The sequence below is a fragment of the Brotonthovivens ammoniilytica genome, from assembly GCF_025566885.1.
Lineage (GTDB): Bacteria > Bacillota > Clostridia > Lachnospirales > Lachnospiraceae > Brotonthovivens > Brotonthovivens ammoniilytica.
In genome coordinates, this window is the sequence record NZ_JAOQJQ010000001.1 from 162,086 (window position 1) to 186,889 (window position 24,804).

The window sequence follows — 24,804 nt, forward strand, 5'->3', positions numbered from 1 at the left end:
TTAGCGTTGATTATAACATTGATGTTAAAAAATAATTATTTTATCTGTTTGTTATCAGACACAAAAATAGAGCGGTACAAAGGGAGATTTTGAGAGCTGGCAACATTGTTGGGCAGCGAATAGAATGCTACCATAAATGTACAAAGGACGGTTGAAATCGTTCCTAAATATTACCATCAAAAACAGGAGGAAATGTAATGGGACTGAAAGAGCAGAAATATGAAGGGATTCCGGTATATAATCCGGAATCAAATAATGAACGTTTTAAATTTAAAAAAGAAACGCTTGTAAATGGAGAAGAAGTTGACGTTTTGTATCGAAAAGGAAATCCGGGTTATACAATGGAAAAATTAATCGCGGCGCGTGAACGGGGTGAAATGACATTTTCTAATTTTTGCCCGAAGCTTGAACCGCATACTTTTGAAGCGGAGCCGGGAATATTATGTGAAAGGGACGTATGTATTGTACTTCGTGACGGAACCAAAATATATGCAGATATTTTCCGTCCAGGCAATACCACAGAAAAAGTGCCGGTCATTGTATCCTGGAGCCCGTTTGGAAAACGCCAGTCAGAGGGCATGGGTACATGGAAATTAATGGGAGTTCCGCCGCATACGGTATCCCAGTGGGCAAAGTTTGAATCTGCAGATCCCGGCTACTGGTGCCATCATGGATATGCGGTGGCAAATGTAGACCCGCGGGGCGTAGGAAACTCCGAGGGTGATGTAAGCACATTCGGATTACAGGACGGACAGGACGGATATGATTTTACAGAATGGGTAGCAGCGCAGGAATGGTGCAGCGGTAAAGTATCCTTTACAGGAAATTCCGGCGTGGCTATGGTTATCTGGAGAATTGCCGCGGAACAGCCGCCTCATCTGGCTTGTATTGCGCCGTGGGAGGGAACCGGAGATATGTATCGTGAATCCGTATGCGTGGGAGGCATTCCCGCCGCAAAATTTAATGAGGGTATTGTAGAGGGAATTGCCTGCAATAACTGGGCAGAAGACATGGGCAATATGTCTGTACTGCATCCGTTTATGGACGACTACTGGGAAAGCAAAATCCCAAGATGGGAAAATATCCGCGTTCCGGCATATGTAACCGCAGGATTATGTCATTTCCATCTTCATGGCTCCGTCGAGGGATTCCGCCGTATTCGCTCTACAAAAAAATGGCTGCGGATTCACCGGGAAATGGAGTGGCCGGATACATATCACTATGAAAATCTGGAAGATTTGCGCCGGTTTTATGACCGCTATCTCAAAGGTATTCACAATGGCTGGGAGTTTACGCCGAAGATTCGTACAGATATTATGGACGCATATGATTTTGATTTTGAAAGAAATCATGAAGAAAGAGAGTTCCCCATTGCCCGCACGGATTACCGGAAAATTTATCTGGATGCAAAAACAGGAACCGGCAGTTACGAGCCGTTTGAACAGGAAGCAGAAATCGCGTACGATCCGGAAAAAGATATTATATCTTTTGATTTCCAGGTGCCGGAAGATACGGTTATTATTGGTTACATGAAGCTGCACCTTGGTCTGGAAGTAAGAGGATATGACAATACGGATATGTTTATCTGGGTTAAGAAATACAGCATGGATGGAGAATATGTACCGGAATGGTGTACAGGTGAAAATTATCGCGGAGCCTGGGGATATTTCAGAGGCACGCACCGTGAGTTGGATCCGAAATGGAGCAGTGATTTCCAGCCGGTACAGGCACACCGCAGGGAAGAACCTATGGAAGAGGGAGAGGTTTACCCTGTAGACATCGAAATCTGGCCCCATTCCCGTATCTGGCACAAGGGAGAAAGAATTCGTATAGAAATTTCCGGTCATTTTGTTCAGTCAGAGTGGTATGAAGATGCGCGTCAGCATTATGATACGGATAATGGAAACGGAACTGCGGTAATTCATACCGGAGGAAAGCATAACGCATATTTGCAGATACCATTTATTCCGCCTAAATATCAGGTAGGAGATTATGTTGTAAGGTAAAATATAAATATACAAAAAACAGGTTATCCCGAATCTTGAAAAGATAAGGGATAACCTTATTTTTATGGACGTTCCATAATGCAGGCGGCGCCCATGCCTCCGCCTATGCACATGGTTATCAGTGCATATTTACCATGATTGTGATTCAAATAAGTCAGCGCTTTGGTCGTCAGGAAAATTCCGGTTGCTCCCATGGGATGTCCCAGCGCCATTGCACCGCCGTATGGATTTGCTTTTTCAAATGGAATTTCCAGCTCTTTCATACAGGGAAGCATTTGAGCGGCAAATGCTTCATTTAGTTCTACCGTATCCATATCATTTATTGTCAGTCCTGCTTTTTTTAATACTTTTGGAACCGCTTCGATTGGACCAAGTCCCATATAGGCAGGGTCAACGCCTGCAGTCGAAAATGCAACAAATTTTAATAACGGTTTCAGATGAAGCCGGGCAGCTTTTTGTGCCGACATTATGACAGCAAAGCCGGCACCGTCGCTGACCTGGGAAGATGTTGCCGCGGTAACCAATCCGTTTTCCAGAAAACAGGGAGTTAATGCCGCAAGTTTTTCCAGGGAAGTGTCCGGACGAATTCCGTCATCTTGCGTAATCGTTTTTCTTTCGCCGTCAAAAACCGTATCAATCGGTATGATATATTCATTTAAAAGTCCGGCTTTTTGCGCCGCATAGGCTTTTTCGTGGCTTGCAGCGGCAGCCATTTCCATCATCTCTCTGGTGACGCCCTTTTTTGATGCAACATTTTCCGCGGTTAATCCCATGGACATGTAAGCGCCTTTTTTGTGTTCTGCAAGCCATGGTTCAAACGTATTGGAATCCAATGCCATAGATACGGTGCTCATGCTTTCAATACCGCCGGCAATCATAATCGTTTCCTGACCGGACATAATGGCCTGGGCACACAGTGCGATTGCCTGAAGTCCGGAGGAACAGAAACGATTAATTGTCATTCCCGGAATGGAATCCGGCAGACCGGCGCGTTCAACAATCAGACGTGCAATATTATATCCCTGTGTTTCAAAAGGCATAGCGCATCCAACAATAACGTCGTCGATTTCAGACACATTCAGTTCCGGAATTTTTTGCAGTACGCCCTTTAATGTCTGTGCTCCAAAATCAATAGGATGAGTTTGGGCAAGACCACCCTTTTTTCCCCGGGTAACAGGACTTCTTCCAATGGCAACAATGACAGCCTCGTTTTGATTCATAGTGATTTCTCCATTCTGTTAAATATTTTTTATAAGGTAATGCTTTCATTATAAGTATAGCGCAGGCTGTTTTCCGGGAGAAATCACTCTTTCTACTCACAATTATTATTCTTAATAATCAATGCAGAGAGAAAGAATATTTAGGGGGTTTTTTGTCTGTTCATGCAGCACCAGGTTTTAGAACAGAGATTACAGTCTACATGCATAGACTCGGAAACTTCCAGCAGACTGCTGCGCGGCGGACAGGAACTGTCCTTATTCCAAATAGCGGCCATACAGAGTTCTGCGTCTGGATTTTTGATTTCACAGTACGAGAGCAGAGAATGGCTGTGATATTTTAAAAAGGAGTGCGGCATAACAGAAATGCCATATCCGGACTCTGCGTATACAAGCATGTCCTGGATAGTTTCCGCAAATATGAAATTTGTATATACATTCATTTGCCGGCAGAGATTGCTGATAAGATTCAGTCCTTTTGCGTTTTTTTCCAGGAGACAGATAGGCGCCTGCTCCGCCAGCAGCAAAAAGTTTTCCAGCGTACAGTCGTCCTTGAAAAGTCTGCTGGAGGCTGCCAGACTAAGGGTGTCGCAGGAAAGGATCCTGCAGTCCATATGGGTGCCAAGATATTTATCCGGAAGCAGAATAAAGCCAATATCAATAATATTGTTTTGCAGCGCGTTTTTTATCTCGTTAGAGGAAAAACGCTGGATATTTACATCAATAGCCGGATATTGCTCCCGAAGCTGATTCAGAATAAGACTCAATGTTTCCTGGGCAAAGGCTTCTTCATAGCCAATGCGCAGGGAGCCGTATGCGTTTCCATATTTGGCGGCACGCTTTACCGAATAGAGCAGGGAATCCGACTGGCGGATTAACTTGTTCGCTTCTTTCAGCATGATTTCACCTGCCGGCGTTAAAGAAACCGAACGGGTATTGCGGGTGAATAGAGGGTATCCAACCTCGGCTTCTAAATCTGCAATTTGTTTGCTTAATAAAGGCTGGGTTACATATAAAATTTCGGCAGCCTTGCGGAAATTCAGTTGTTCAGCTACTGCCACAAAATATTGAAGCTGGCGTAATTGCATTTCGTTCACATCCTTTATCATGGTATAAAAATACGGGGCTTCTTACTATTGATATTAGCATATTTCGCAGAATTTTCCCAGAACCCAAAAAACAGCCGCCGCGAAAAAACGGACAGCTGTTTTCTGATTGCATAGCCTGTTATATACAGGTAGAAAGTAGTAAAAAATAAAGAAAAATAAGTATTTATTTCATTTTAAGAATTACCAGCATAAGGGTATCTTCTGTTCCGTTATTTACAACGCTCTTTTGAACATTTGCGCCCACATGCACGCTGTCGCCTTTGGTAAGGAGGGTTTCCGTGCCGGTATCATCTTTAAAAAGTATCTGTCCCTCTGCTATATAATAGACAGACTCCAGAGGAACCGGACCATAGTTTGTGCCGCCTCCCGGCATAAAACGTGAAAGCCCCACCGTAATATTGCCTTCTGAAATATCAGCTGCATCATGGAGGCGGGTCAGAACACAGTCAAAATGTCCGGGAGCCTCGTAAGTATATCCTTCGTTTTTTTTCGTGATTTTAATATTTGCCATAATGAAGTTCCTTTCTGATAATTTTAGTTAAACGATTACGCTGGAACCGCCGTCGGTGTATATACACTGTCCGGTTACAAAATCGGATTCCTCCGATGCAAGGAAAATGACAGGCGTGATGTTATCGTCTGCTTCACCGAGACGTCCCATCGGAATGTTGGCAAGAAGACTGTCCTTAACGCCAGGATTCTGAGCGAATACATTTTCCATCGTTTTTGTCATTGTAATAGCGGGTCCGACAGCATTTACGGTAACGCCTTTTTTGGACCATTCCGCTGCCAAAGATGCAGTCAGCATAGAGACGGCAGCCTTGGTTACGCTGTAGCAGGTATTTCCCATACCCTGATTAACGGCGCGTACGGCGCGGATAGAAGAAACATTGATAATACGTCCCCAGCCACGTTCTATCATGCCCTGGGCAAATGTTCTGCAGGTAAGCATAACGCTGGTTATATTTGTATTCAGCATGCCGTTCCATACATTCAGCGGCATTTCGTTAATGGGAAATTTTTGGTTATATCCCTGAGAATTAACAAGAATATCTACCTGTCCCAGCATAGAAGCTGCTGTTGCATACAGTTCCTTTACTGCTTCTTCAGAAGTAACGTCTGCGCTGATACACATAACGTTTTTCCCTGTTTCTATTTTAATAGCCGCGGCAGCATTTTCCAGTGTTTCCAGATTTCGACCGGTAATGACTACTTCGGCGCCATAAAATGCGAGTCCCTTTGCAATGGCGCTTCCGATTCCGCCTCCGCCGCCCACGACAACCGCTTTTTTCCCTGTTAAATCAAATGCATTTTTCATGTTGTTTCATTCCTTTCTGAACGATAAATTTTTGTAAACGAGAAGAGATCGTATATTTAGCCGCTGTGCGGATCTTACACAAAACATTCTGTAATATGATTGCGGGGCCATTTTGAAATTAATTCATATCCGTCTTCTGTTACGACAAACATATCCTCATGACGCACCCCGAAATTGCCTTTTTCTGAGCCGGCATAAGTTTCAATCGCCATAACATGTCCGGGCTGGAATTCAATATCCGGCGCCTGAGAGATTTTTTGGACAGTTCTGGTTGCATGGGGCAGTTCATGAAGCCCAAGGCCAAGACCGTGCGCCATTGCCAGGGCGTCCACTTCATTCCAGGATTCCCGACCCCAGAAAGACGGTTCCGGGAACTGGTCTAACATCTGGTAAATGGTATTTCCTGGCTTTACAACCTTTAAGGCGTTATCCATCATTTCGATACACTGGTTAAAACATTCATCCTGCTCCGGAGTTGTTTTTCCGCAGCTGAATGTACGGTAATAACAGGATTTGTAACCGAGATAAGAAGCTCCGTCCACATCAATATAGATAAGGTCTCCGGGGCGTACCATGCGGTCTGTAAAAGTCCAGTTGTAAGGGTAAGTATGCGGTCCGGACATACATACTAAATCTTCGGTATGGTCGCATCCCTCTTCGTAAAGCGCATTAATTCCGACGCCGACAATATCGCATTCCCTTACGCCGGGTTTAATAAACTCCTGAATACGGGCAAAGGCTTTTTCCGCATTGGCGCAGGTGAGTTTCATAATGTTGATTTCATCTATATTTTTAATAGAACGCGCCTGCATAATCATTGGCCGTGCAAATACGCATTTTACCCCTTTGCGTGCAAAAGCGTCCGTAAAGTATGACATGCAGCTGGATTCAATACCGATGGTTTTTGCAGGGAGCCCCTCTTCGGCAAGAATTTTAAGTACTGTATCAACCCATGCCTCTACGACAGGGTCGTGGGAACCGGTACCCGGCATAGCTGTACCCCGGGACGGAAATACATTTCCTTTCATCCACGGCATACGTTTCCGTTCTTCTGCAGGCGTGCCGCCTCCAAAGAAATACGGGTCGCCGGTGCGGCTGATAAAAGCTCCCTGAAGTTCGATTGGCCTCATGGGAGTAGTGACATAGGCAGATGTGACATAACGGATACTGTCTGCATTAAAGGTTAAAAAACCGTCCATTTCAAAAGATTCCATTGCCTGATGTGTACGCATGACACGATAAGCACGCAGACGATCCATATCCAGACGCTGTTCATAATCGACATCATATTTTCCAAATGGCATGTTGTGATACCTCCTTTATAGTTTGGATGAATAATTGTTTTTGTTATCTTTATCTTAGAATGGAAGAGGGGAAGCGTCCAATCACTTGTAATTATTAGATTGATAAATAATAGAAATTGATATTGGAAAATAGGTGCTTTTATTTATCGGAACACAGTATTTCCTATAGAGTAAAAAAGAATCCTGCCACGGCAGGGACCTAAAGATTGGACGTACTGCCTCAGGCAGGGAGAGGATTTTGTAATAACAGGTTATGATTCTGCTGCGATGGCTTTTTTGATTGCCTGTATATAATCATTTCCGCATAAGAAATGTGTTCTGTTCATAATATAATTTTTTGCCAGCCGTATGACAATGCGTTCTGCCCGGGCCCGCTTGCTTTCATCTGTAATACTGGTGATATCCTTTACATTGGCAAGACCCACCATCCGGCGGATGGACTCTAAACCTGCCATGGCAGCAGTATCAGACAATACCGTTTTCAGGTAATAATCTTTAAATCCCGGAACTTTTGCCATAGTATCTGTTGTATTTTCATCCCAGCAGACAGAGAATTTAGAAATAAACAGATCTATAACATCGCTGATGCAGGAAAGACACCATCCGCAGAAGATATCTTTTTCTTCTGGAGACTCTATGACGGCATCGCCGTTGCACCAGGCAAAAAATAGGTTGGCAATGATATTTCCAACATCATATCCCATAGGTCCGTAACATGCGAATTCCGGATCGAATACAAAGGTATGCTCCTGATTAATAAAAATAGAGCCGGTGTGAAGATCACCGTGAATCAGACTTTGGGCATTATTCATAAATTCAAATTTGAGTTTTGCGGCTTCTAGCTGCAGGGCAGTATCCTGGTAAAGCTCCTTTTCCACAAAGTCTTTGTTGGGGGCAAATACATTATTTCTGTGGTTATAATCCATAAAAGGTTCTGAGAAAACCAGATCTTCAGAAATTTCGCACAGTTCCGGATTAATAAAAGAACGGACGGATTCTTTCTTTTCTTTATGTTCCATACAGACATCGGTTGTTTTTAGAAGACTGTAAACCATAAAGGTTGTGATCTGGTCTGCAAAAAGCGGAAAGATTTCATGGTTTAAAAGGGCAGTACGCATCATAGTATGGCCTACCATATCTTCTTCAATAATGGTTTTCATAATGCTGTCATATAAATAGACTTTGGGAACGCTTCCGGGAGAGCACTGATCCTGGATGCGGAGTATTTCACTTTCAATACGGCCTCTGTCAATAGAGGCGTGAAGACTTTTCGCAATCCGAAGTTCAGGTCCGGCTTGTTTTACAATAATGCTTCTGCCGGTGGACGGCTCTGTAACCCGAAACACATAGTTTAAATTTCCGTCCCCGATTTCTTTACTTTCCAACAGTGTATCTCCATTAAAATAGTGGATCTTTTCCTGCACATAGGCAGGAACATCTTCTGCTTTCATTAAAAAATAAGTATCATATGCCATAATAATTCTCCAATTTTGTAATTCTGTCGTTAACTGCAGCCGCTTGATGTTCTGCTGATTGAGAAAACTCCAGAATCCATCTGCTGCGCATCTGCCGTGCTTTCAGCACTAATTGATTCTGTCGTTAACTGCTCAGGAAAAATCAAATGCCTGCTTTGCAGCCGCTTGATTTTTTGCTGATTGAGAAAAGACGCCAGAATCCATCTGCTTTGCATCTGCCGTGCTTTCAGCACTAATTGATTCTGTCGTTAACTACTCAGGAAAAATCAAATGTCTGTTTCACAGCCGCTTGATTTTTTGCTGATTGAGAAAAGACGCCAGAATCCATCTGCGTTGCATCTGCCGTGCTTTCAGCACTCTTTGATTCTGTCGTTAACTGCTCAGGAAAAATCAAATGTCTGCTTCACAGCCGCTTGATTTTTTGCTGAGCAGTTACATTATAGCATAGTTGGAGGGGATATTGGTTCTGAAATTGACTTTTTTGGCGTCTCTGTGCTATCATGGTTCCGTTGTAAAGAGGTAATAAGGATTTGTATAAAATTTTGGAGGATACATATTATGATAGGTGTTATCGGCGCAATGCAGATAGAGATTGACGGTTTAAAGGAAAAGGTTGAGAATTCACAGACGGTGACCGTCAGCGGAATTGATTTTGTAACCGGAACGATTCACGGAACAGATGTAGTACTGGCAGTCTGCGGAATGGGAAAGGTGTTTGCTGCAGTCTGTGCCCAGACAATGATTTTGAAGTTTCAGGTAGATGCTCTGATTACCACAGGTGTGGCGGGAAATCTGTCAGAGAAACTGGGAATTAAAAGTGTGGCTGTTGCAAGCAGTGTTGTTCAGCATGATATGGATCTGACGCCGGTAGGCTATGCCCAGGGAGAGTTAGGGGGAATTAATCTGGTAAATATTCCCTGTGATAAAAAACTGGTATCTATTGTAGAACACTGCGTGAAAGCTATGGGCGTTAATTATCAGGTGGGAACCATTGCAACCGGTGACCAGTTTATTAATAAACTGGAACAGAAAAGATTTATCACAGGACATTTTCAGGCTATTGCGGCGGAGATGGAAGGCGGAAGTATCGGGCAGACCTGCTATATTAATCATGTACCGTTTGTTATTATCCGGGCAATTTCAGATGATGCAGACGGAAGCGCTCCGGAAGATTTTCCGGCCTTTGCCAACGAGGCGGCAGCTATTTCTATTGAAATTGTGCTGGATGTGTTAAAAGAATATGGAAAATAAGAAATACTTATATATAAAAGCTATCAGTTGATAGCTTTTATATATTTTACGGTTTCCTCTAAGTAACTTATAATAAAACAGATGAAGCGGCGGGGATATATCAGATGTGCAGCGCTTGGGAATAGAATATTGTCAGCTAAGCTGACCCGAATCGCGCACACAGTCTTGCGAGAGCAAGACTTGAATGTTCCTGCCGGTTTTATGGTACGAAAACAATTATAAGACCAAGAAGAAAGAGGAGGAAACTTACATGAAAAAATTGTTAGTATTAGGACTTTGCCTGACCCTGGCGGCAGGAGTTCTTACCGGATGCCAGAAAGAGCAAAAACCCTCTGCTCAGACCTCTGTGTCTCAGGCAGAAGTGTCATCTGAGCCGGAACAAAAGCAGGCGCAGGAAAATATTTTTGAAACCCAGCCGGATGGATTCCGCATTGTAACAATTGGTACAGGAAATCCCAAATTTGATACAAATGCCGGAGGAAATTCTACACTGGTTCAGTATAAGGATAAATATTTTCTGGTAGACTGCGGAGCAATGTCTGCTTATACACTGGCCAATGCCGGATTGCCTATTACAAGTATTGATAATATATTATTTACACATCAGCATAATGATCACAATGCAGATTTTTGGACCTATTTTGTAGGCGGCTGGGGAGATCCCAAAGGACGCCGGCAGCTGGATTTAATCGGACCGGGGGTACAGAATCTGTATGATATGACGGTTGATTTCTACCGGACAGATCTGGAATACCGCAGTAATGGAGTTGGATTTTCCAGTGATGGTGTGCTGACCAATGTGGAGATTCGTGATCTGACAAAAGAAAAGGATGAGTTTGAACTGGACGGTGTAAAAATTAAAGCAATGACGGTTCCTCATACCATTGAAGCTTATGCTTACCGCTTTGAAGCAGATGGACAGAGTATTGTTATTTCCGGAGATATGATGTATAAAAAAGAATTTGCGGAATTTGCAAAGGGTGCTGATATTGTAGTTATGGATGGTATGCTTACCAGTGATTTTTCAGATCTGCCCGAAGAAGCCAGAGAAGGGATGAAAGCAAGTCTTAAAAAATCCCATATTACCAGCGAAGAAATTGGAGAATTAATGGCACAAGCGCAGCCTGGCAAGCTGGTATTGTCTCACCTTGGAGGTGCCGTTGATATCGACGCTGTTTCCAAAGCATATAAGGAGCAGGGATATAAAGGCGAAACGATTCTGGCTCATGACGGAATGTCTGTGGAACCATAGAATGGCATTTGTATCTGAGTCCAAGTGAAATCATAATATTAAAAATGAACCGCTTCCCAAAAGTCAGATTGAGAAATCTGGCCATTGGGGGCGGTATTTTTATGGCTGTATATAGTTTTCTATACGATTGAGTTTTTCTATAGAGTATGATAGCCTGATATCAGATAAAAAATCGGGGGAATGTTATGAACTTAAATCAGATAGCATATTTTATGGAAACGGCAAAGCGCCTGAACTTTACAGAGGCGGCAAAAGCGTTGTATATTGCTCAGCCATCTTTAAGTAAACAGATCAGTCTTTTGGAAGAGGAAATCGGTGTCAGGCTGTTTGAACGAAACCGGCGGGAAGTAAGGCTGACGGCAGCTGGAGAGCTGATGTGGAAAGAATTTCAGGTGATTTTTCAGGATATTGAAACTGCCCTTGAGAATGTGCGCCGGGCCGGAGCGGGAACTGATACGATTCGGATTGGATTTTTTAACTCCTTTAATTTTGAGTTTGTGCGGGAAAAAATAGAACGGCAGGTACGGAGCTGTTTTCCGGAGAGCCAATGGGTTGTGGAAAATTATGATTTGAAACAGCTTTATGAATTTCTGGAGCAGGACAGGCTGGATATTGTAGTAACCTTTGCCTATGAACTTTCTCAGTACGGGGATGTCTGCTGGGGCGTCTTGGATGAATTTAAGAGATGCGTGATCTGCGCAAGACAGACTGATCTCGGAAAAAAGGGTACCTTTGATGCGGAGCTGCTTTCTGAAAGTGTGTGGGTGCATCTGGATGAAAAAATCGGACGGGGAATTTATCAGTATGAGAAAAATGCCATGAAAAAGCTTGGAATCAGAAACTGTGAAGAGCGTGGTTATCCAAACATATTCAGTGTGATCAATCAGGTAAAGATGGGACATGGTTTTGCTTTCCTGGACCCTTATCTGGCAGAACAGTATCCGAAGCTCTTAAAGGCAATTACACTTCCTGAGGAAGAACCGGTGAGAGTCGTAGCTGTGTGCAGACGGGAAAAATATGAAAAGTTTCGTCCTGTTTTGGAGCTGTGCAGCCGAATGTCGGAAGAAAAGGAATAAACTTATCGAAATTTTTCTCACTAACGGGTGTTGAAAGTAAACTATAATAGAAAAAGGATGTTTGAAAAATATGTTGTCAAATATTTCATTACAGCAGATTCGCTATTTTATTGCGGCAGCGGAGTTTAAAAGTATATCAAGGGCGTCAGAGTTTCTTCATACTTCTCACTGCTGGCAGGCGGCCTTGGCACAACGGTAAATATCGGCGTTTTGGATTCTCACAATCCCAATCTTATGGTGCTTCCGGCAACAGAATTTTTTCATAAGAAATATCCGGGTTATGATACTGTTGTGGCAAATGCCCACGGGTACGATATATCTAAAAGTCTTCTCCACCACAAGCTGGACGTTGTTTTTCGGATTCGATATGATATGTCAGAGTATCAGGGAGATATTTTGGTTCACGAGCCGGTGGCCAAGTCTCCGCTGGTGGTTTGTATGCATAAGAACAATCCACAGGAATATTAATGATGGAATATAGAAAGGACAATCAGAAACCGGAAGTGTTGAAATTTGCTGAGGCAGTACATGAGATGATTAGTCAAAAGACATGAGAAGCTGTTATAAAACTGTAAAGTGAGGGAAATGAAATGACTGACAAAGAAAGAGTACTTGCGTTTTTTCACCATGAAATGACAGATGAGCTTCCGCCAGATAAGGCGCTGCTGGTAGTAAGAGGCAATACGTTTCATGAAAGGCCGCCTTTTGTTCAGGATGGTATTGACTGGTTTGGAGTACCGTGGAAAAGAGAGGACAACATTAATGCCCTTGCTCCGGATTATCGCCCGGATGTTATTATGTTTCATGACGATTATGGAACGCAGACCAATATGTTTTTCTCGCCGGAGGTGTGGAGAGAATTTTTCAAGCCTCAGCTGAAAAAAGCAGTGGATAAAACTCATGAACTTGGAATGATTTTTGAACTTCACAGCTGCGGGTTTATGGAACAGATTGTGCCGGAGTTTGCAGAAATTGGTGTGGATTCCTGGCAGGGACAGGAGATTAATGATATTCCAACGTTAAAGGCAGTGACCGGAAATAAGCTTGCCTACCATACTACACCACAGTATCAGGATTTTGAAGGCGCGATCTGTCAGGAACTCTGACGGAAGACTTTATCAGAAGCAGAATCCAAAAAAATGTGGCTGTCAATGCCAAAGGGGGAAATTACATGCCTATGCCTCTGCCTGGGAATCAGTGGTGGAGAGATATTATGATTGATGAAATTGAAAAATGTGGTAAAGAGATATATAAATAGAGATATATAAACAGCCAAGCTCCCCGGGGCTGGATTTTCAAGATATGAGAATGCAGCATACAAAGGTTTCAGATTCCAAAGTTTAAAGAGATGCTTATCAGGCATTTCTGTGGATTCCTTATAAGTATTAGACATTACAATAATATAGATATAAAATACAGGCATTCCAGGCGGGTGCCTGTATTTTATATCAGAGAGGAGAACGCTGATAAAATGAAAACAGAAAATAAAGATGAATTTAAACAGATGAATGTATTTGGAACCGGTTCATTTAATAAAGACTATGCTCAGTATTTTATTGGAAATTCTTATCTGAATCCGCTGACAAATCCCCAGCAGTGCCCGGTGTTTCTGGCAAATGTTACGTTTGAACCGGGATGCCGCAACAACTGGCATATCCATCATGCAGAGAAAGGCGGCGGACAGCTTTTAATCTGTACGGCAGGAGAGGGCTGGTATCAGGAAGAGGGGAAAGCAGCTGTTAGTCTTACACCGGGATGTGTAATTACGATTCCGGCAGAGGTAAAGCATTGGCATGGTGCAAAGGCAGATTCCTGGTTCAGTCATATTGCTGTGGAAGTCCCGGGAGAGAATACCGGTAATGAATGGTGTGAACCTGTATCAGATTCTGAATATGAAGCCTTGAATCATGAAAGTATGAAAGGAGCAAAAAACAGTGAATATTGATTTTTATTACCATAACCCAACAAAAATATATTTTGGAAAAACGGCCCTTGACAATCTGGAAAAGGAGTTGTCAGAATACGGGAGAAATGTTCTGCTGATTTACGGAAAAAACTCTATAAAAAAATCAGGACTGTATAATAAGCTGACAGATATTCTGCAGGCGGCAGGCAAAAAGGTAGTAGAGCTGTCCGGTATAAAATCAAATCCTTCCTATGTACAGATGATGGAAGGGGTGCGGCTTGTGCGGGAACATAAGGTGGACCTGATTCTGGCTGCAGGAGGCGGGTCTGTCATTGACTGCGCAAAAGGAATTTCCGTTTCTGCATATTGCCAGGGAAATCCCTGGGAGCGTTACTGGATAAACTTTGAAGAAATAGATCACCCGGTTGTTCCTGTGGGCTGTGTGCTTACTATGGCCGGAACAGGCTCGGAAATGAACGGCGGGTCTGTCATTACCAATGAAGATGAGAAGATCAAAGCCGGCCGGGTTTATCCGTCCAATGTGTTTCCCAAGTTTTCTATTTTAAATCCGGAGTACACCTATACGGTTCCAAAATATCAGATGGCCAGCGGCGTTTTTGATACGATGTCTCATCTTATGGAACAATATTTTTCAGGAGAGGATGATAATACTACCGATTATCTTATTGAGGGGATATTAGAATCACTGATTCACAGTGCCAAGGCAGCCTTGTCTGACCCCTGTGATTATGAGGCCAGGAGCAATATTATGTGGTGCGCCGCAGTGGGGTTAAACACAATGACAGGGCTTTCAAAGGCACAGGACTGGGAAGTACATATGATAGAGCATCAGCTGGGGGCTTATACAGACTGTGCCCACGGAGCCGGACTGGCTGCGGTGTCAGTTCCGTACTATAAATATATATATACTTATGGACTGGATAAATTTGTACGTTTTGCAAAAAAAGTCTGGAAGGTAGATACGGCTTCCATGACAAAGGAGGAAGCAGCTTTAGAGGGAATTAAGAAACTTTCTGAGTTTATAAAACTCCTTGGGCTTCCCACAACATTGAGGGAGCTTAATGCCACGGAGGAAATGCTTCCGCTGATTGCAGAATCCACAGTGTTAGGCGGCGGATATAGGAAATTATCCGGAGAGGATATATTAAAAATTCTAAAAGAAGCTTATTAAGAAGTTTGCAGGAGAACCTTAAGCAGGGAACTGCTTACCGTATGATCTGAAATCTGATCTGAAATCCGTCAGCTTAAAATTGTGAAAATGATTGACAAATCTAAGATAATGTGTTAAATTTTATGTCAATAAACCGATGAAAAAGTGTAAGTACAGACTGACACTGGTTTCCAGAGAGCTGCAGAGGGTGGGAATGCAGCAGCAAAGACAGTTTGGAATGGACTTTGAGGGCGAGCTGAAATACAGTAGGTGAGACGGAGAACAGACTTCGTTAACAAAGAATGTATATGTTGGTATACGTTGAGCGGACTTTTTTAAGTCAAGGCCGGGTGGCACCGCAGGAGCAGATATTACACACTCTTGTCCCAGCAGTTAATGTTGAGACAGGAGTGTTTTTTTGTACTACAGGAAAGTTTTCTGAATTCTCCTATGGTAGAAACACACACTTTGTGTGACCATGCAAAAATATTCTTACTGCTTTACGGTATTGCGGCGTTGTGTAAAGTGTCCGGGCCCCTCAATAGCCAGAGGGAAGGATACCATGTTATGTGAAAGTGCGAAAGGAGAGCAGCTATGAGCGAAGTAAAGATCCCATACAAAATTTATCTAGAAGAAAGTGAAATGCCTACACAATGGTATAACGTCCGGGCGGATATGAAAAATAAGCCTGCACCGCTTTTGAATCCGGGAACATTAGAGCCTATGACTTTAGAGGAGTTATCCCAGGTGTTTTGTACAGAGCTGGCAAAACAGGAGTTAGATGATACCAATGCTTATATTGATATTCCGGAAGAGATTCAGAAGTTTTATAAAATGTACCGCCCGGCGCCTTTGGTAAGAGCGTATTGTCTGGAAGAAAAGCTTCAGACACCGGCAAAGATTTATTACAAGTTTGAAGGAAATAATACCAGCGGCAGTCATAAATTAAATTCTGCCATTGCTCAGGCATATTATGCGAAAAAGCAGGGATTAAAAGGCGTGACTACTGAGACCGGAGCCGGTCAGTGGGGAACTGCCCTGTCTATGGCCTGCGCATATCTTGACCTTGACTGTAAAGTATACATGGTAAAAGTCTCTTATGAACAAAAACCCTTCCGCCGGGAAGTTATGCGTACTTATGGTGCCAGTGTAACACCGTCTCCGTCGGAAACAACAGAGATCGGGAAAAAGATCCTTGCCGAGCATCCGGGTACCACAGGAAGTCTTGGCTGTGCGATTTCAGAAGCAGTAGAAGTTGCCGTAAATACAGAAGGATATCGTTATGTACTTGGAAGTGTGCTGTCTCAGGTACTGCTTCATCAGTCTATTATCGGTTTAGAGGCGAAAGCCGCTATGGACAAATATAACATTACGCCGGATATTATTATCGGCTGTGCCGGCGGCGGTTCTAATCTGGGAGGACTGATTTCCCCGTTTATGGGTGAAAAATTAAGAGGAGAAAAGGATTATCGTTTCATTGCAGTTGAGCCGGCCTCCTGCCCCAGTCTTACAAGAGGAAAATATGCATATGATTTCTGCGATACAGGAAAAGTCTGCCCCCTTGCAAAAATGTATACCCTTGGAAGCGGATTTATTCCATCTGCAAACCATGCCGGCGGCCTGCGCTATCATGGGATGAGTTCTACTCTGTCTCAGCTTTACGATGACGGACTGATGGAAGCTCGTTCTGTAGAGCAGACAGCAGTTTTTGAAGCGGCTCAGCAGTTTGCTAAAATCGAAGGAATCCTGCCTGCTCCGGAAAGTGCCCATGCAATCCGGGTAGCCATTGATGAGGCATTAAAATGTAAAGAAACAGGGGAAGAGAAAACCATTATGTTCGGATTAACAGGAACCGGCTACTTTGATATGGTAGCATATCAGAGATTTAATGACGGGGAAATGAGTGATTATATACCGTCAGATGAAGATTTGAAACCGGGGTTTGCTTCCCTGCCGGATGTTCATAAATAGGAGGTAAAAGTATGGAAACAATGAAAACAATTTTAAGCAGAAAATCAGTAAGAAGCTATAAAGACACAGCAGTTTCTTCTGAAGCACTGCAGACGATCTTAAAGGCGGCCAATGCATCACCGGTTGGAATGGCAAAGTACGAGACGGTTCATATGACCGTAATTCAGAATCCGGAACTGATTCAGGAAATTGACCGTGCGGGAGCAGAGTTTTTCGGAGATCTCTCAAAAACTCCATTGTATCATGCCCCTGTGTTGATTGTAGTATCTACAAAGAGGACCGGTGTGGCGGCTCAGGACAATGTGCCTTGTGCCAATGTTGCAATGATCGTGCATAACATGTGTCTGGCAGCTACAGATCTTGGACTTGGAAGCTGCGCCATTTATGGTGCGACAGCTGCATTAAGCCAGAAGGAAGAACTGGTGAAAAGGTTAAATCTTCCGGAAGGATTTGTGCCAACAGGTTCCGTTGTAATCGGAGAGACAGAAGAAGTATTCAAAGAGCGGGAAGTGCCTATGGACCGTATTGACACCAATTATATAAATAAATAACAGTCAGGAAATAAAATGGCCGGGAATTGACAAGCGCTGTAAAGAGACGTCAGTTTCCGGCTTTAAAATTCTGTTTATTTTTATCACATTGTGGGCACAATTTTGTGTTATAATCTGATCAGATTGTGAGGTGCTTAAAGTGGAAAAATTAAAAATTCTTGTGGTAGATGATGAGAGCAGAATGAGAAAGCTTGTGAAAGACTTTTTAGTAAAGAATGATTTTGAAGTCATAGAAGCAGAGAACGGAGAAGAAGCTCTGGATTGTTTTTATGAAGATAATAAAATATCTTTGATTATTCTGGATGTGATGATGCCGAAAATGAACGGCTGGGAAGTCTGCAGGGAAATCCGTCAGACGTCGAAGGTGCCTATTATTATGCTGACGGCAAAAGGAGATGAAAGTGACGAACTTCAGGGATTTGATCTTGGGGTTGACGAATATATTTCAAAGCCTTTCAGTCCCAAGATACTGGTGGCCAGAGTGGAGGCGATTTTGCGCAGGACAAGCGGCCGAAACCCCAATGAAGTCATTGAAACCGGCGGAATTGTAATTGATAAAGCGGCACATCGTGTAACTATTGACGGTAATGACATTGATTTGAGTTTTAAAGAGTTTGAGCTGCTTTCTTATTTTGTGGAAAATGCAGGTCTGGCTCTTTCCAGAGAAAAAATTCTAAACCATGTATGGAACTATGATTACTTTGGAGATGCAAGAACTATTGATACCCATGTGAAAAAACTGCGCAGTAAAATGGGCGGGAAAGGTGAATATATAAAAACAATCTGGGGCATGGGATATAAATTTGAGGTATAAGTGAATGAAACGTTCTTTGACAAGACAGATTATGGCAATCATTATCTGCCTGGTGGCCGGAGCCATTCTGGCCTGCTTTATAATTAACACCTCGTTTCTTGGAATGTTCTATACCTTTCAGAAGAAACATTTGTTAATGGAGAATTTTGAAAGTATCCAGACGGCCAGCAGTGACGGGATTTTGTATTCCAGCCAGTTTGATGCGTCTTTTGAGCAGATGTGTTCCAATCAGAATATGTCAGTTATTATTATGAGCTCTGACGGAACCCCTCTTCGGTCTTCCGTAAATGATATCCGGACCATTCAGCGCCAGTTTCTGAATATTTTGTTTGGAAGCTCCGGTGATACTGTCCTTGAACAGACCAGCAATTATAAACTAGAGCACATCAAAGATGCCAGTATGGACAATGCGGAATATCTGATTCTCTGGGGGACTTTAAATGACGGAAACCTGATTCTAATGCGGACTGCAATGGAGGGTATCCGTGAAAGTTCCAGCATTGCCAATCAGTTTCTTCTGTATGTGGGGATCTGTGCCATTGCCGGAAGCATTATTATCAGTATCATAGTTTCTCAGAAGATTACGAAGCCTGTGGTGCAGCTGTCTGAGATTTCCCAGCGGATGGTGGATCTGGATTTTAATGCAAAATATATTCGGGGCGGATGGAATAAGTACCGGGGAGCGGAGTGGTATAAAAAGCAGATGCAGCAAATGGAAAAGGGAAACGAGATTGATCAGCTGGGAATCCATATGAATCAGCTCTCTGAACGCTTGGAACAGACCATTTCAGAGCTGAAATCTGCCAATAATGAGCTGATGCAGGATATTGAAAAGAAAGAGCAGATTGATGAGATGCGAAAGGAGTTTCTTTCCAATGTTTCCCATGAGTTAAAGACTCCTCTGGCATTGATTCAGGGATATGCGGAAGGTCTGCAGGCATGTATCAATGATGATGAGGAGAGCAGAGAGTTTTACTGTGACGTTATTATTGATGAAGCAGATAAAATGAATAAGATGGTGAAAAAGCTGCTGACATTAAATCAGCTGGAGTTTGGAAACGATCAGGTTTCCATGGAACGGTTCAATATAACAGAGCTGATCTGCGGGATTGTAAATGCATCTTCCATTCTGCTGGAACAAAGTGAAATTACAGTTGAAATGGATCTGCCGGAGGAATACGTCTGGGCGGACGAGTTTAAAGTGGAAGAGGTTGTAACCAACTTTTTGAGCAATGCCATTCATCATGCGGATGGAGAAAAGAAAATCCGGATCTTTTATGAGAAAAAAGAGGACCGGCTGCGTATCAGTGTGTTTAACACCGGAAGCCAGATTCCAAATGAGGATCTGGATAATATCTGGGTGAAATTTTATAAAGTAGATAAAGCAAGAACAAGGGAATACGGAGGCAGCGGAATCGGACTGTCCATTGTAAAAGCTATTATGGATTCCTTCCATCAGAAATGCGGTGTGATTAACCATGAAGATGGCGTGGAATTCTGGCTGGAACTTGGCTTGTAAGGGGAGGAACAATGATTGCGATTATTGATTATGGAGCAGGGAATTTAAGAAGCGTGGAAAAGGCTCTTTATTATCTGGGTGAAGAGAGCCTGATTACGGGAGATGCACAAAAGATTCTTCAGGCAGATAAGGTGATCCTTCCGGGGGTGGGAGCATTTGGGGATGCAATGAGCTGCCTGCGGGAACGCAGGCTGGACCAGGTGATCTATGAGATTGTAAGGCGTAAGACGCCGCTGCTTGGCATCTGTCTGGGCCTGCAGCTTTTATTTGAAAGCAGCCAGGAAAGTCCCGGGGTATCCGGCCTTTCAGTTTTAAAAGGAAAGATTGTCAGAATACCTGATAAGGAAGGGCTAAAAATCCCCCATATTGGCTGGAATTCCCTGGAACTTCAAAATGACGGACGCCTGTATCAGGGGATGGAAGACAATCCTTATGTGTATTTTGTTCATTCCTATTATCTTCAGGCTGAGGATTCACAGATTGTAAAGGCGGTAACTGATTACAGCACCTGCATACATGCTTCTGTGGAGCAGGGGAACGTATTTGCCTGCCAGTTCCATCCGGAAAAAAGCGGTGCGGCAGGTCTGAGAATCTTAAAAAATTTTGCCGGACTGAAAGGAGGAGACTGCTGATGTTTACCAAGCGAATCATTCCGTGTCTGGATGTGAATAACGGACGGGTAGTAAAAGGTGTCAATTTTGTAAATCTTCAGGACGCAGGGGATCCGGTTGAGATCGCGGCAGCTTATGATAAAGCGGGGGCGGATGAACTTGTTTTTCTTGATATTACAGCTTCCTCGGAAGCCAGGGCCACTGTGGTTGATATGGTGCGCAAAGTAGCGGAAAAGGTTTTTATTCCTTTTACTGTGGGCGGAGGCATCCGGACAGTTGAGGATTTTAAAGTCCTTTTGCGGGAAGGAGCAGATAAGATATCCATCAATACCTCTGCCATTATGAATCCGGGGCTCATCAGCCAGGCTGCGGATAAGTTTGGCAGCCAGTGCGTAGTAGTGGCAATAGATGCAAGACGCCGAAAGGACGGTTCGGGCTGGAATATTTATAAAAACGGCGGCCGGGTTGATATGGGAATTGACGCGGTGGAGTGGGCCATGAAGGCTGACAGCTTAGGCGCCGGAGAGATTCTTTTGACAAGTATGGACTGTGACGGCACAAAAGCAGGGTATGATCTTTCACTTACTAAGCTCATTGCCGAAAATGTTTCTGTTCCGGTGATAGCTTCCGGCGGTGCCGGCATCAAAGAGCATTTTTATGATGCCTTGACGGAAGGAAAAGCAGATGCGGCTCTGGCGGCGTCACTGTTTCATTATAAGGAACTGGAAATTATGGATTTAAAGCATTATCTGGCTGACAGAGGTGTTTCTGTAAGAATATAATAATAGCTGCAGGAAACGGGAAGCTGTCCCGGTTTCCTTACAATTGCACAAGAAAAGGAGATGGGAGTATGCCGCCGATTACCAATGACTGGCAGCAGCCGTTAGCGGCTGAATTTCGTAAACCATATTATAAAGAACTGTATCAGAAAGTACTAGAGGAATATCAAACTAGAAAAATATTTCCGGCGCCGGATGATATTTTTAACGCGTTTCATCTGACACCTTTAAATGACGTAAAAGTTGTGATTCTTGGCCAGGACCCATATCACAATGACGGTCAGGCACACGGGCTGTGTTTTTCTGTAAAACCCAAGGTGGAGATTCCGCCGTCCCTGGAAAATATATATCAGGAACTGCAAAGTGACCTTGGATGTTACATACCTGACAATGGTTATCTGGTGAAATGGGCAAAGCAGGGGGTGCTGATGCTTAATACGGTCCTGACTGTGCGGGCTCACCAGGCCAATTCCCACCGGGGAATCGGATGGGAAAAGTTTACCGATGCAGTGATAGAGGCAGTAAACCAGCAGGATCGTCCCATTGTATTTCTGCTTTGGGGCAGACCGGCTCAGATGAAGAAAAGTATGCTCAATAATCCAAAGCATCTGATTTTAGAAGCACCCCATCCAAGTCCGCTGTCCGCTTACCGGGGCTTTTTTGGATGCCGGCATTTTAGCAGAACCAATGAATTTTTAAAAAGTCATGGAATTGAACCGGTAGACTGGCAGATTGAAAATGTAAAGGGAGGGGTTTGATAGAACCATGGGGTGTAAAAGAATAGGTTTTATATCATCTATTGACGACGGTATACCATCATGATATGATGTACAAATATAAAAACAATAAATGCAATGAGGCGCGGATATCATAAGTAAGCTCCGGAAATTTCGATACAGCGGAAGGGGCCAAAAGGGGTATCTGCCGAAGCATCTGCCGGGCTGTGTGGCGGCGGGTGCTGGGGCGTACTGAAATACGGTGCGGACTGTCACATAGTGTGGAGTGCTTTGCAGAAGAAAAAGAAAGTGAGAGACTTTTGCAAAAATGATTTGCGAAGGTCTCTTTTTTCGGGAAAACGAAGGAGAATGAGAGATGGATTTTGTAGGAACCTTGTGGGCTATTGTGCCTCCTCTGGTAGCCATTATTCTGGCTTTTATTACCAAGGAAGTGTACATTTCGCTGTTTACGGGCTGCCTTTTAGGCGGACTGTTTCTGGCGAAGTTTCATCCGTGGGAGACATTTACGACAATTGTAGATTCAACGGTGAACAATATTGATATGAACATTATTATATTTGATGTTCTGCTTGGCATGATTATTGTACTTTTAGCCAGGTCCGGAGCGTCTAAAGCATACGGTGCATGGGCCAGCAGACGAATTAAATCAAAGCGGGGCTCTATGATCGCCACGTCGGTGCTGGGAGTTCTGATTTTTGTGGATGATTATTTTAATTGTCTGACTGTGGGGAATGTTATGCGGCCGGTTACGGATAAACATAAAGTATCCCGGGCAAAACTGGCGTATTTGATTGATTCTACTGCGGCTCCGGTCTGTATTATTGCGCCTATATCCAGCTGGGCGGCAGCTGTATCCAGCTATGTGCCCCAGGAATATGATGTAAATGGCTTTCAGCTGTTTTTAAATGCAATTCCTTACAATTTATATGCAATTCTGACATTAGTAATGGTGTTCTTTACCAGCGCCATGCTGCTGGATTTCGGGAAAATGAAACAGCATGAAATCAATGCGGCAAATGGTGATTTATTTACCACCGGGGATGAGTTTAAAGAGATGTCGGAAAGTGAACTGCAGGGAAGTGATAAAGGACGGGTAACAGATCTTTTAGTACCGATTTTTGTATTAATCGGTACGGCAGTTTTCGGAATGATTTATACTGGTTATTTAAATGGGGGCGCTAATGTAGTGGATGCATTTGCCAACTGCAACGCATCTTTGTCTTTAGTATTTGCAACCTTTGTAACCCTTGTTGTAATGCTTTTTATGTATGTGCCCCGTAAAATTGTAAAGTTTCAGGACTTTATGGGCAGTCTCGTGGAAGGCTTTAAGCTTATGGTTCCGGCGCTGCTGGTACTGACACTTGCGTGGACGCTTAAGGGATTAGTAGATCAGCTGGATGTGGCAGCCTTTGTAACCGGAATCTTTGGACAGGGGGCTGCATTTAATGCCTTTATGCCCCTGGCAATGTTTGCCATCAGCATTTTCCTGGGATTTTCCACAGGTACAAGCTGGGGAACCATGGGTATTATGATTCCAATTGCAGTGCCTATGTGTTACAATGCTCCTACCACAATGGTTATTTGTGTGGCTGCTATTATGGCAGGCTGTGTGTGTGGAGATCATGTTTCACCAATTTCGGATACAACGATTATGTCATCCACTGGAGCGCAGAGTAATCACATTAACCATGTGCAGACGCAGATGCAGTATGCGGCCGTTGTTGTAGCTGTCTGTGTGGTGGGATATATTATTTCCGGACTGACACAGTCCTGGCTGATATCCCTGCCTGTTTCTATTGTGATACTGCTGGCAGTGCTGTTGTTTATTAATGCAAAAGAGAAGCGGAAAGGTGCAGTTGTCAATGAAGCTGATTAATGTACCATATCTGGACCAGACCTGCGAAGCGCCAACCGGATGCGAGAGCGTTACCGCAGTGATGCTGCTTCGGTATCTGGGGCGGCAGATATCTATTCAGGAGTTTGTGGATGAGTATCTGGAAAAGGAAGATTTCAAAGAAATAGACGGAGAAGTCTGGGGACCGGATCCTTATGAGAAATTTGCCGGAAATCCTTATGATTCCGATTCTATGGGCTGCTATGCTCCGGTGATCTGTAAGGCTCTTGAAAAAATAATCGGTGATGAATATCATGTGATTGACGAGACCGGAAGCAGTATTGAGAAACTAATGGAAACTTATATCAACCATGATATGCCTGTGGTTTTCTGGGCTACCATCAATTTACGGGATATGATAACCGGGCCGGACTGGCGGCTTTTTGGTTCCGGGAAAAAATTTACCTGGAGATCTAATGAACACTGTATGCTGCTTGTGGGATACGACGAAGAGCATTATATATTTAACGATCCCTGGGAAAATAACGGAGTAATACGCTATCCAAAAGAACTGGTAAAAGACCGCTATGAAAAGCAGTACAGCCAGGCAGTGGGACTTATAAAAAAATAAAACAGTGATTCAAGTCTCGCTCTCGCGAGACTTGGTGTTGATATAAAAAAGAACGGATGACAGCTTAAGTCAGATCATAGCTGACAGGCAGTCCGTTCTTTTTTATATTAAGAAAACCGGATCAGTTTTTTGGGAAAACAGACCTTTCAAAGACCTTTTAATAAGATGAATGTGTCTGCCAATTCCGGGGAAAATTAGGATTTTACAAAAAGGTTTTTTTCTGGTAAACTAGCAAAAGAGAAAAAACAGAGAACAAATGTTTGGATAAAATT

At 43.4% G+C, this 24,804-nt stretch carries 23 protein-coding genes and 1 riboswitch; of the genes, 17 read left to right on the forward strand and 6 right to left on the reverse strand.

The annotated features are described in order from the left end of the window. Positions 1–197: 197 nt before the first annotated feature. Entirely contained in the window at positions 198–2,006 is a 1,809-nt protein-coding gene (locus tag OCV88_RS00755; RefSeq protein ID WP_158423742.1) for a CocE/NonD family hydrolase, read from the forward strand. A 62-nt stretch (positions 2,007–2,068) separates the two neighbouring features. Here OCV88_RS00755 and OCV88_RS00760 read toward each other — a convergent pair whose 3' ends face one another. From OCV88_RS00760 to mtnK, 6 genes are all read right to left on the reverse strand, one after another. Continuing rightward, entirely contained in the window at positions 2,069–3,226 is a 1,158-nt protein-coding gene (locus tag OCV88_RS00760; protein WP_158423743.1) for a thiolase family protein, read from the reverse strand. A gap of 140 nt (positions 3,227–3,366) precedes the next feature. Then, positions 3,367–4,311 carry a LysR family transcriptional regulator gene (locus OCV88_RS00765; protein ID WP_262590561.1) on the reverse strand — a complete coding sequence of 315 codons (945 nt, stop codon included), beginning with the start codon at positions 4,309–4,311 and terminating at the stop codon, positions 3,367–3,369. Between the two features lie 184 nt (positions 4,312–4,495). After that, complete coding sequence (locus tag OCV88_RS00770) at positions 4,496–4,843, reverse strand: cupin domain-containing protein (RefSeq protein WP_158423745.1); 348 nt, start codon at positions 4,841–4,843, stop codon at positions 4,496–4,498. Positions 4,844–4,870: 27 nt separating this feature from the next. Then, positions 4,871–5,650, reverse strand: a complete 780-nt coding sequence (locus OCV88_RS00775) for an SDR family NAD(P)-dependent oxidoreductase (RefSeq protein WP_158423746.1) — start codon at positions 5,648–5,650, stop codon at positions 4,871–4,873. 74 nt (positions 5,651–5,724) lie between these two features. Further along, positions 5,725–6,954, reverse strand: coding sequence for a M24 family metallopeptidase (locus OCV88_RS00780; RefSeq protein ID WP_158423747.1), 1,230 nt, complete (start codon positions 6,952–6,954; stop codon positions 5,725–5,727). A gap of 251 nt (positions 6,955–7,205) precedes the next feature. Next, the gene (mtnK, locus tag OCV88_RS00785; RefSeq protein WP_158423748.1) at positions 7,206–8,429 is read right to left on the reverse strand and encodes an S-methyl-5-thioribose kinase; all 1,224 of its coding nucleotides are present in this window, start codon (positions 8,427–8,429) and stop codon (positions 7,206–7,208) included. A gap of 558 nt (positions 8,430–8,987) precedes the next feature. Here mtnK and OCV88_RS00790 point away from each other — a divergent pair. The 16 genes from OCV88_RS00790 to OCV88_RS00865 all read left to right on the forward strand — a co-directional run bounded on the left by OCV88_RS00790 (position 8,988) and on the right by OCV88_RS00865 (position 24,532). Then, the gene (locus tag OCV88_RS00790) at positions 8,988–9,680 is read left to right on the forward strand and encodes a 5'-methylthioadenosine/adenosylhomocysteine nucleosidase (RefSeq protein WP_262590562.1); all 693 of its coding nucleotides are present in this window, start codon (positions 8,988–8,990) and stop codon (positions 9,678–9,680) included. A gap of 250 nt (positions 9,681–9,930) precedes the next feature. Further along, positions 9,931–10,932, forward strand: coding sequence for an MBL fold metallo-hydrolase (locus OCV88_RS00795; RefSeq protein WP_262590563.1), 1,002 nt, complete (start codon positions 9,931–9,933; stop codon positions 10,930–10,932). Between the two features lie 185 nt (positions 10,933–11,117). After that, complete coding sequence (locus OCV88_RS00800; protein ID WP_158423750.1) at positions 11,118–12,008, forward strand: LysR family transcriptional regulator; 891 nt, start codon at positions 11,118–11,120, stop codon at positions 12,006–12,008. 210 nt (positions 12,009–12,218) lie between these two features. Then, positions 12,219–12,476, forward strand: a complete 258-nt coding sequence (locus OCV88_RS00805; RefSeq protein WP_158423751.1) for a type 2 periplasmic-binding domain-containing protein — start codon at positions 12,219–12,221, stop codon at positions 12,474–12,476. A 122-nt stretch (positions 12,477–12,598) separates the two neighbouring features. Further along, on the forward strand, positions 12,599–13,114 hold the full coding sequence (locus OCV88_RS00810; protein WP_158423752.1) for a uroporphyrinogen decarboxylase family protein: 516 nt from the start codon (positions 12,599–12,601) through the stop codon (positions 13,112–13,114). A gap of 365 nt (positions 13,115–13,479) precedes the next feature. Next, the gene (locus OCV88_RS00815; RefSeq protein WP_158423753.1) at positions 13,480–13,953 is read left to right on the forward strand and encodes a cupin domain-containing protein; all 474 of its coding nucleotides are present in this window, start codon (positions 13,480–13,482) and stop codon (positions 13,951–13,953) included. Beyond that, positions 13,943–15,106, forward strand: coding sequence for an iron-containing alcohol dehydrogenase (locus OCV88_RS00820; protein WP_158423754.1), 1,164 nt, complete (start codon positions 13,943–13,945; stop codon positions 15,104–15,106). The genes OCV88_RS00815 and OCV88_RS00820 overlap by 11 nt, the downstream gene beginning before the upstream one ends. A 573-nt stretch (positions 15,107–15,679) precedes the next feature. After that, complete coding sequence (locus OCV88_RS00825; protein ID WP_158423755.1) at positions 15,680–17,056, forward strand: TrpB-like pyridoxal phosphate-dependent enzyme; 1,377 nt, start codon at positions 15,680–15,682, stop codon at positions 17,054–17,056. A gap of 11 nt (positions 17,057–17,067) precedes the next feature. Further along, positions 17,068–17,607: a nitroreductase family protein gene (locus tag OCV88_RS00830; RefSeq protein WP_158423756.1), complete on the forward strand. Its 540-nt coding sequence runs from the start codon at positions 17,068–17,070 to the stop codon at positions 17,605–17,607. 139 nt (positions 17,608–17,746) lie between these two features. After that, positions 17,747–18,421 (forward strand): response regulator transcription factor, encoded by a 675-nt coding sequence (locus tag OCV88_RS00835; protein ID WP_158423757.1) that lies wholly within the window; start codon positions 17,747–17,749, stop codon positions 18,419–18,421. A gap of 4 nt (positions 18,422–18,425) precedes the next feature. Continuing rightward, positions 18,426–19,940, forward strand: coding sequence for a sensor histidine kinase (locus tag OCV88_RS00840; RefSeq protein WP_158423758.1), 1,515 nt, complete (start codon positions 18,426–18,428; stop codon positions 19,938–19,940). Positions 19,941–19,951: 11 nt separating this feature from the next. After that, positions 19,952–20,572, forward strand: a complete 621-nt coding sequence (hisH, locus tag OCV88_RS00845; RefSeq protein ID WP_158423759.1) for an imidazole glycerol phosphate synthase subunit HisH — start codon at positions 19,952–19,954, stop codon at positions 20,570–20,572. After that, positions 20,572–21,333: an imidazole glycerol phosphate synthase subunit HisF gene (hisF, locus tag OCV88_RS00850; protein WP_158423760.1), complete on the forward strand. Its 762-nt coding sequence runs from the start codon at positions 20,572–20,574 to the stop codon at positions 21,331–21,333. Before hisH ends, hisF begins: the two co-directional genes overlap by 1 nt. Positions 21,334–21,401: 68 nt before the next feature. Then, positions 21,402–22,088, forward strand: coding sequence for a uracil-DNA glycosylase (gene ung / locus OCV88_RS00855; RefSeq protein WP_158423761.1), 687 nt, complete (start codon positions 21,402–21,404; stop codon positions 22,086–22,088). An 88-nt stretch (positions 22,089–22,176) separates the two neighbouring features. Further along, a riboswitch (Lysine riboswitch) is annotated at positions 22,177–22,346 on the forward strand. Between the two features lie 76 nt (positions 22,347–22,422). After that, on the forward strand, positions 22,423–23,943 hold the full coding sequence (locus OCV88_RS00860; RefSeq protein ID WP_158423762.1) for a Na+/H+ antiporter NhaC family protein: 1,521 nt from the start codon (positions 22,423–22,425) through the stop codon (positions 23,941–23,943). Continuing rightward, positions 23,930–24,532, forward strand: coding sequence for a C39 family peptidase (locus OCV88_RS00865; protein WP_158423763.1), 603 nt, complete (start codon positions 23,930–23,932; stop codon positions 24,530–24,532). The genes OCV88_RS00860 and OCV88_RS00865 overlap by 14 nt, the downstream gene beginning before the upstream one ends. Positions 24,533–24,804: the final 272 nt, after the last annotated feature.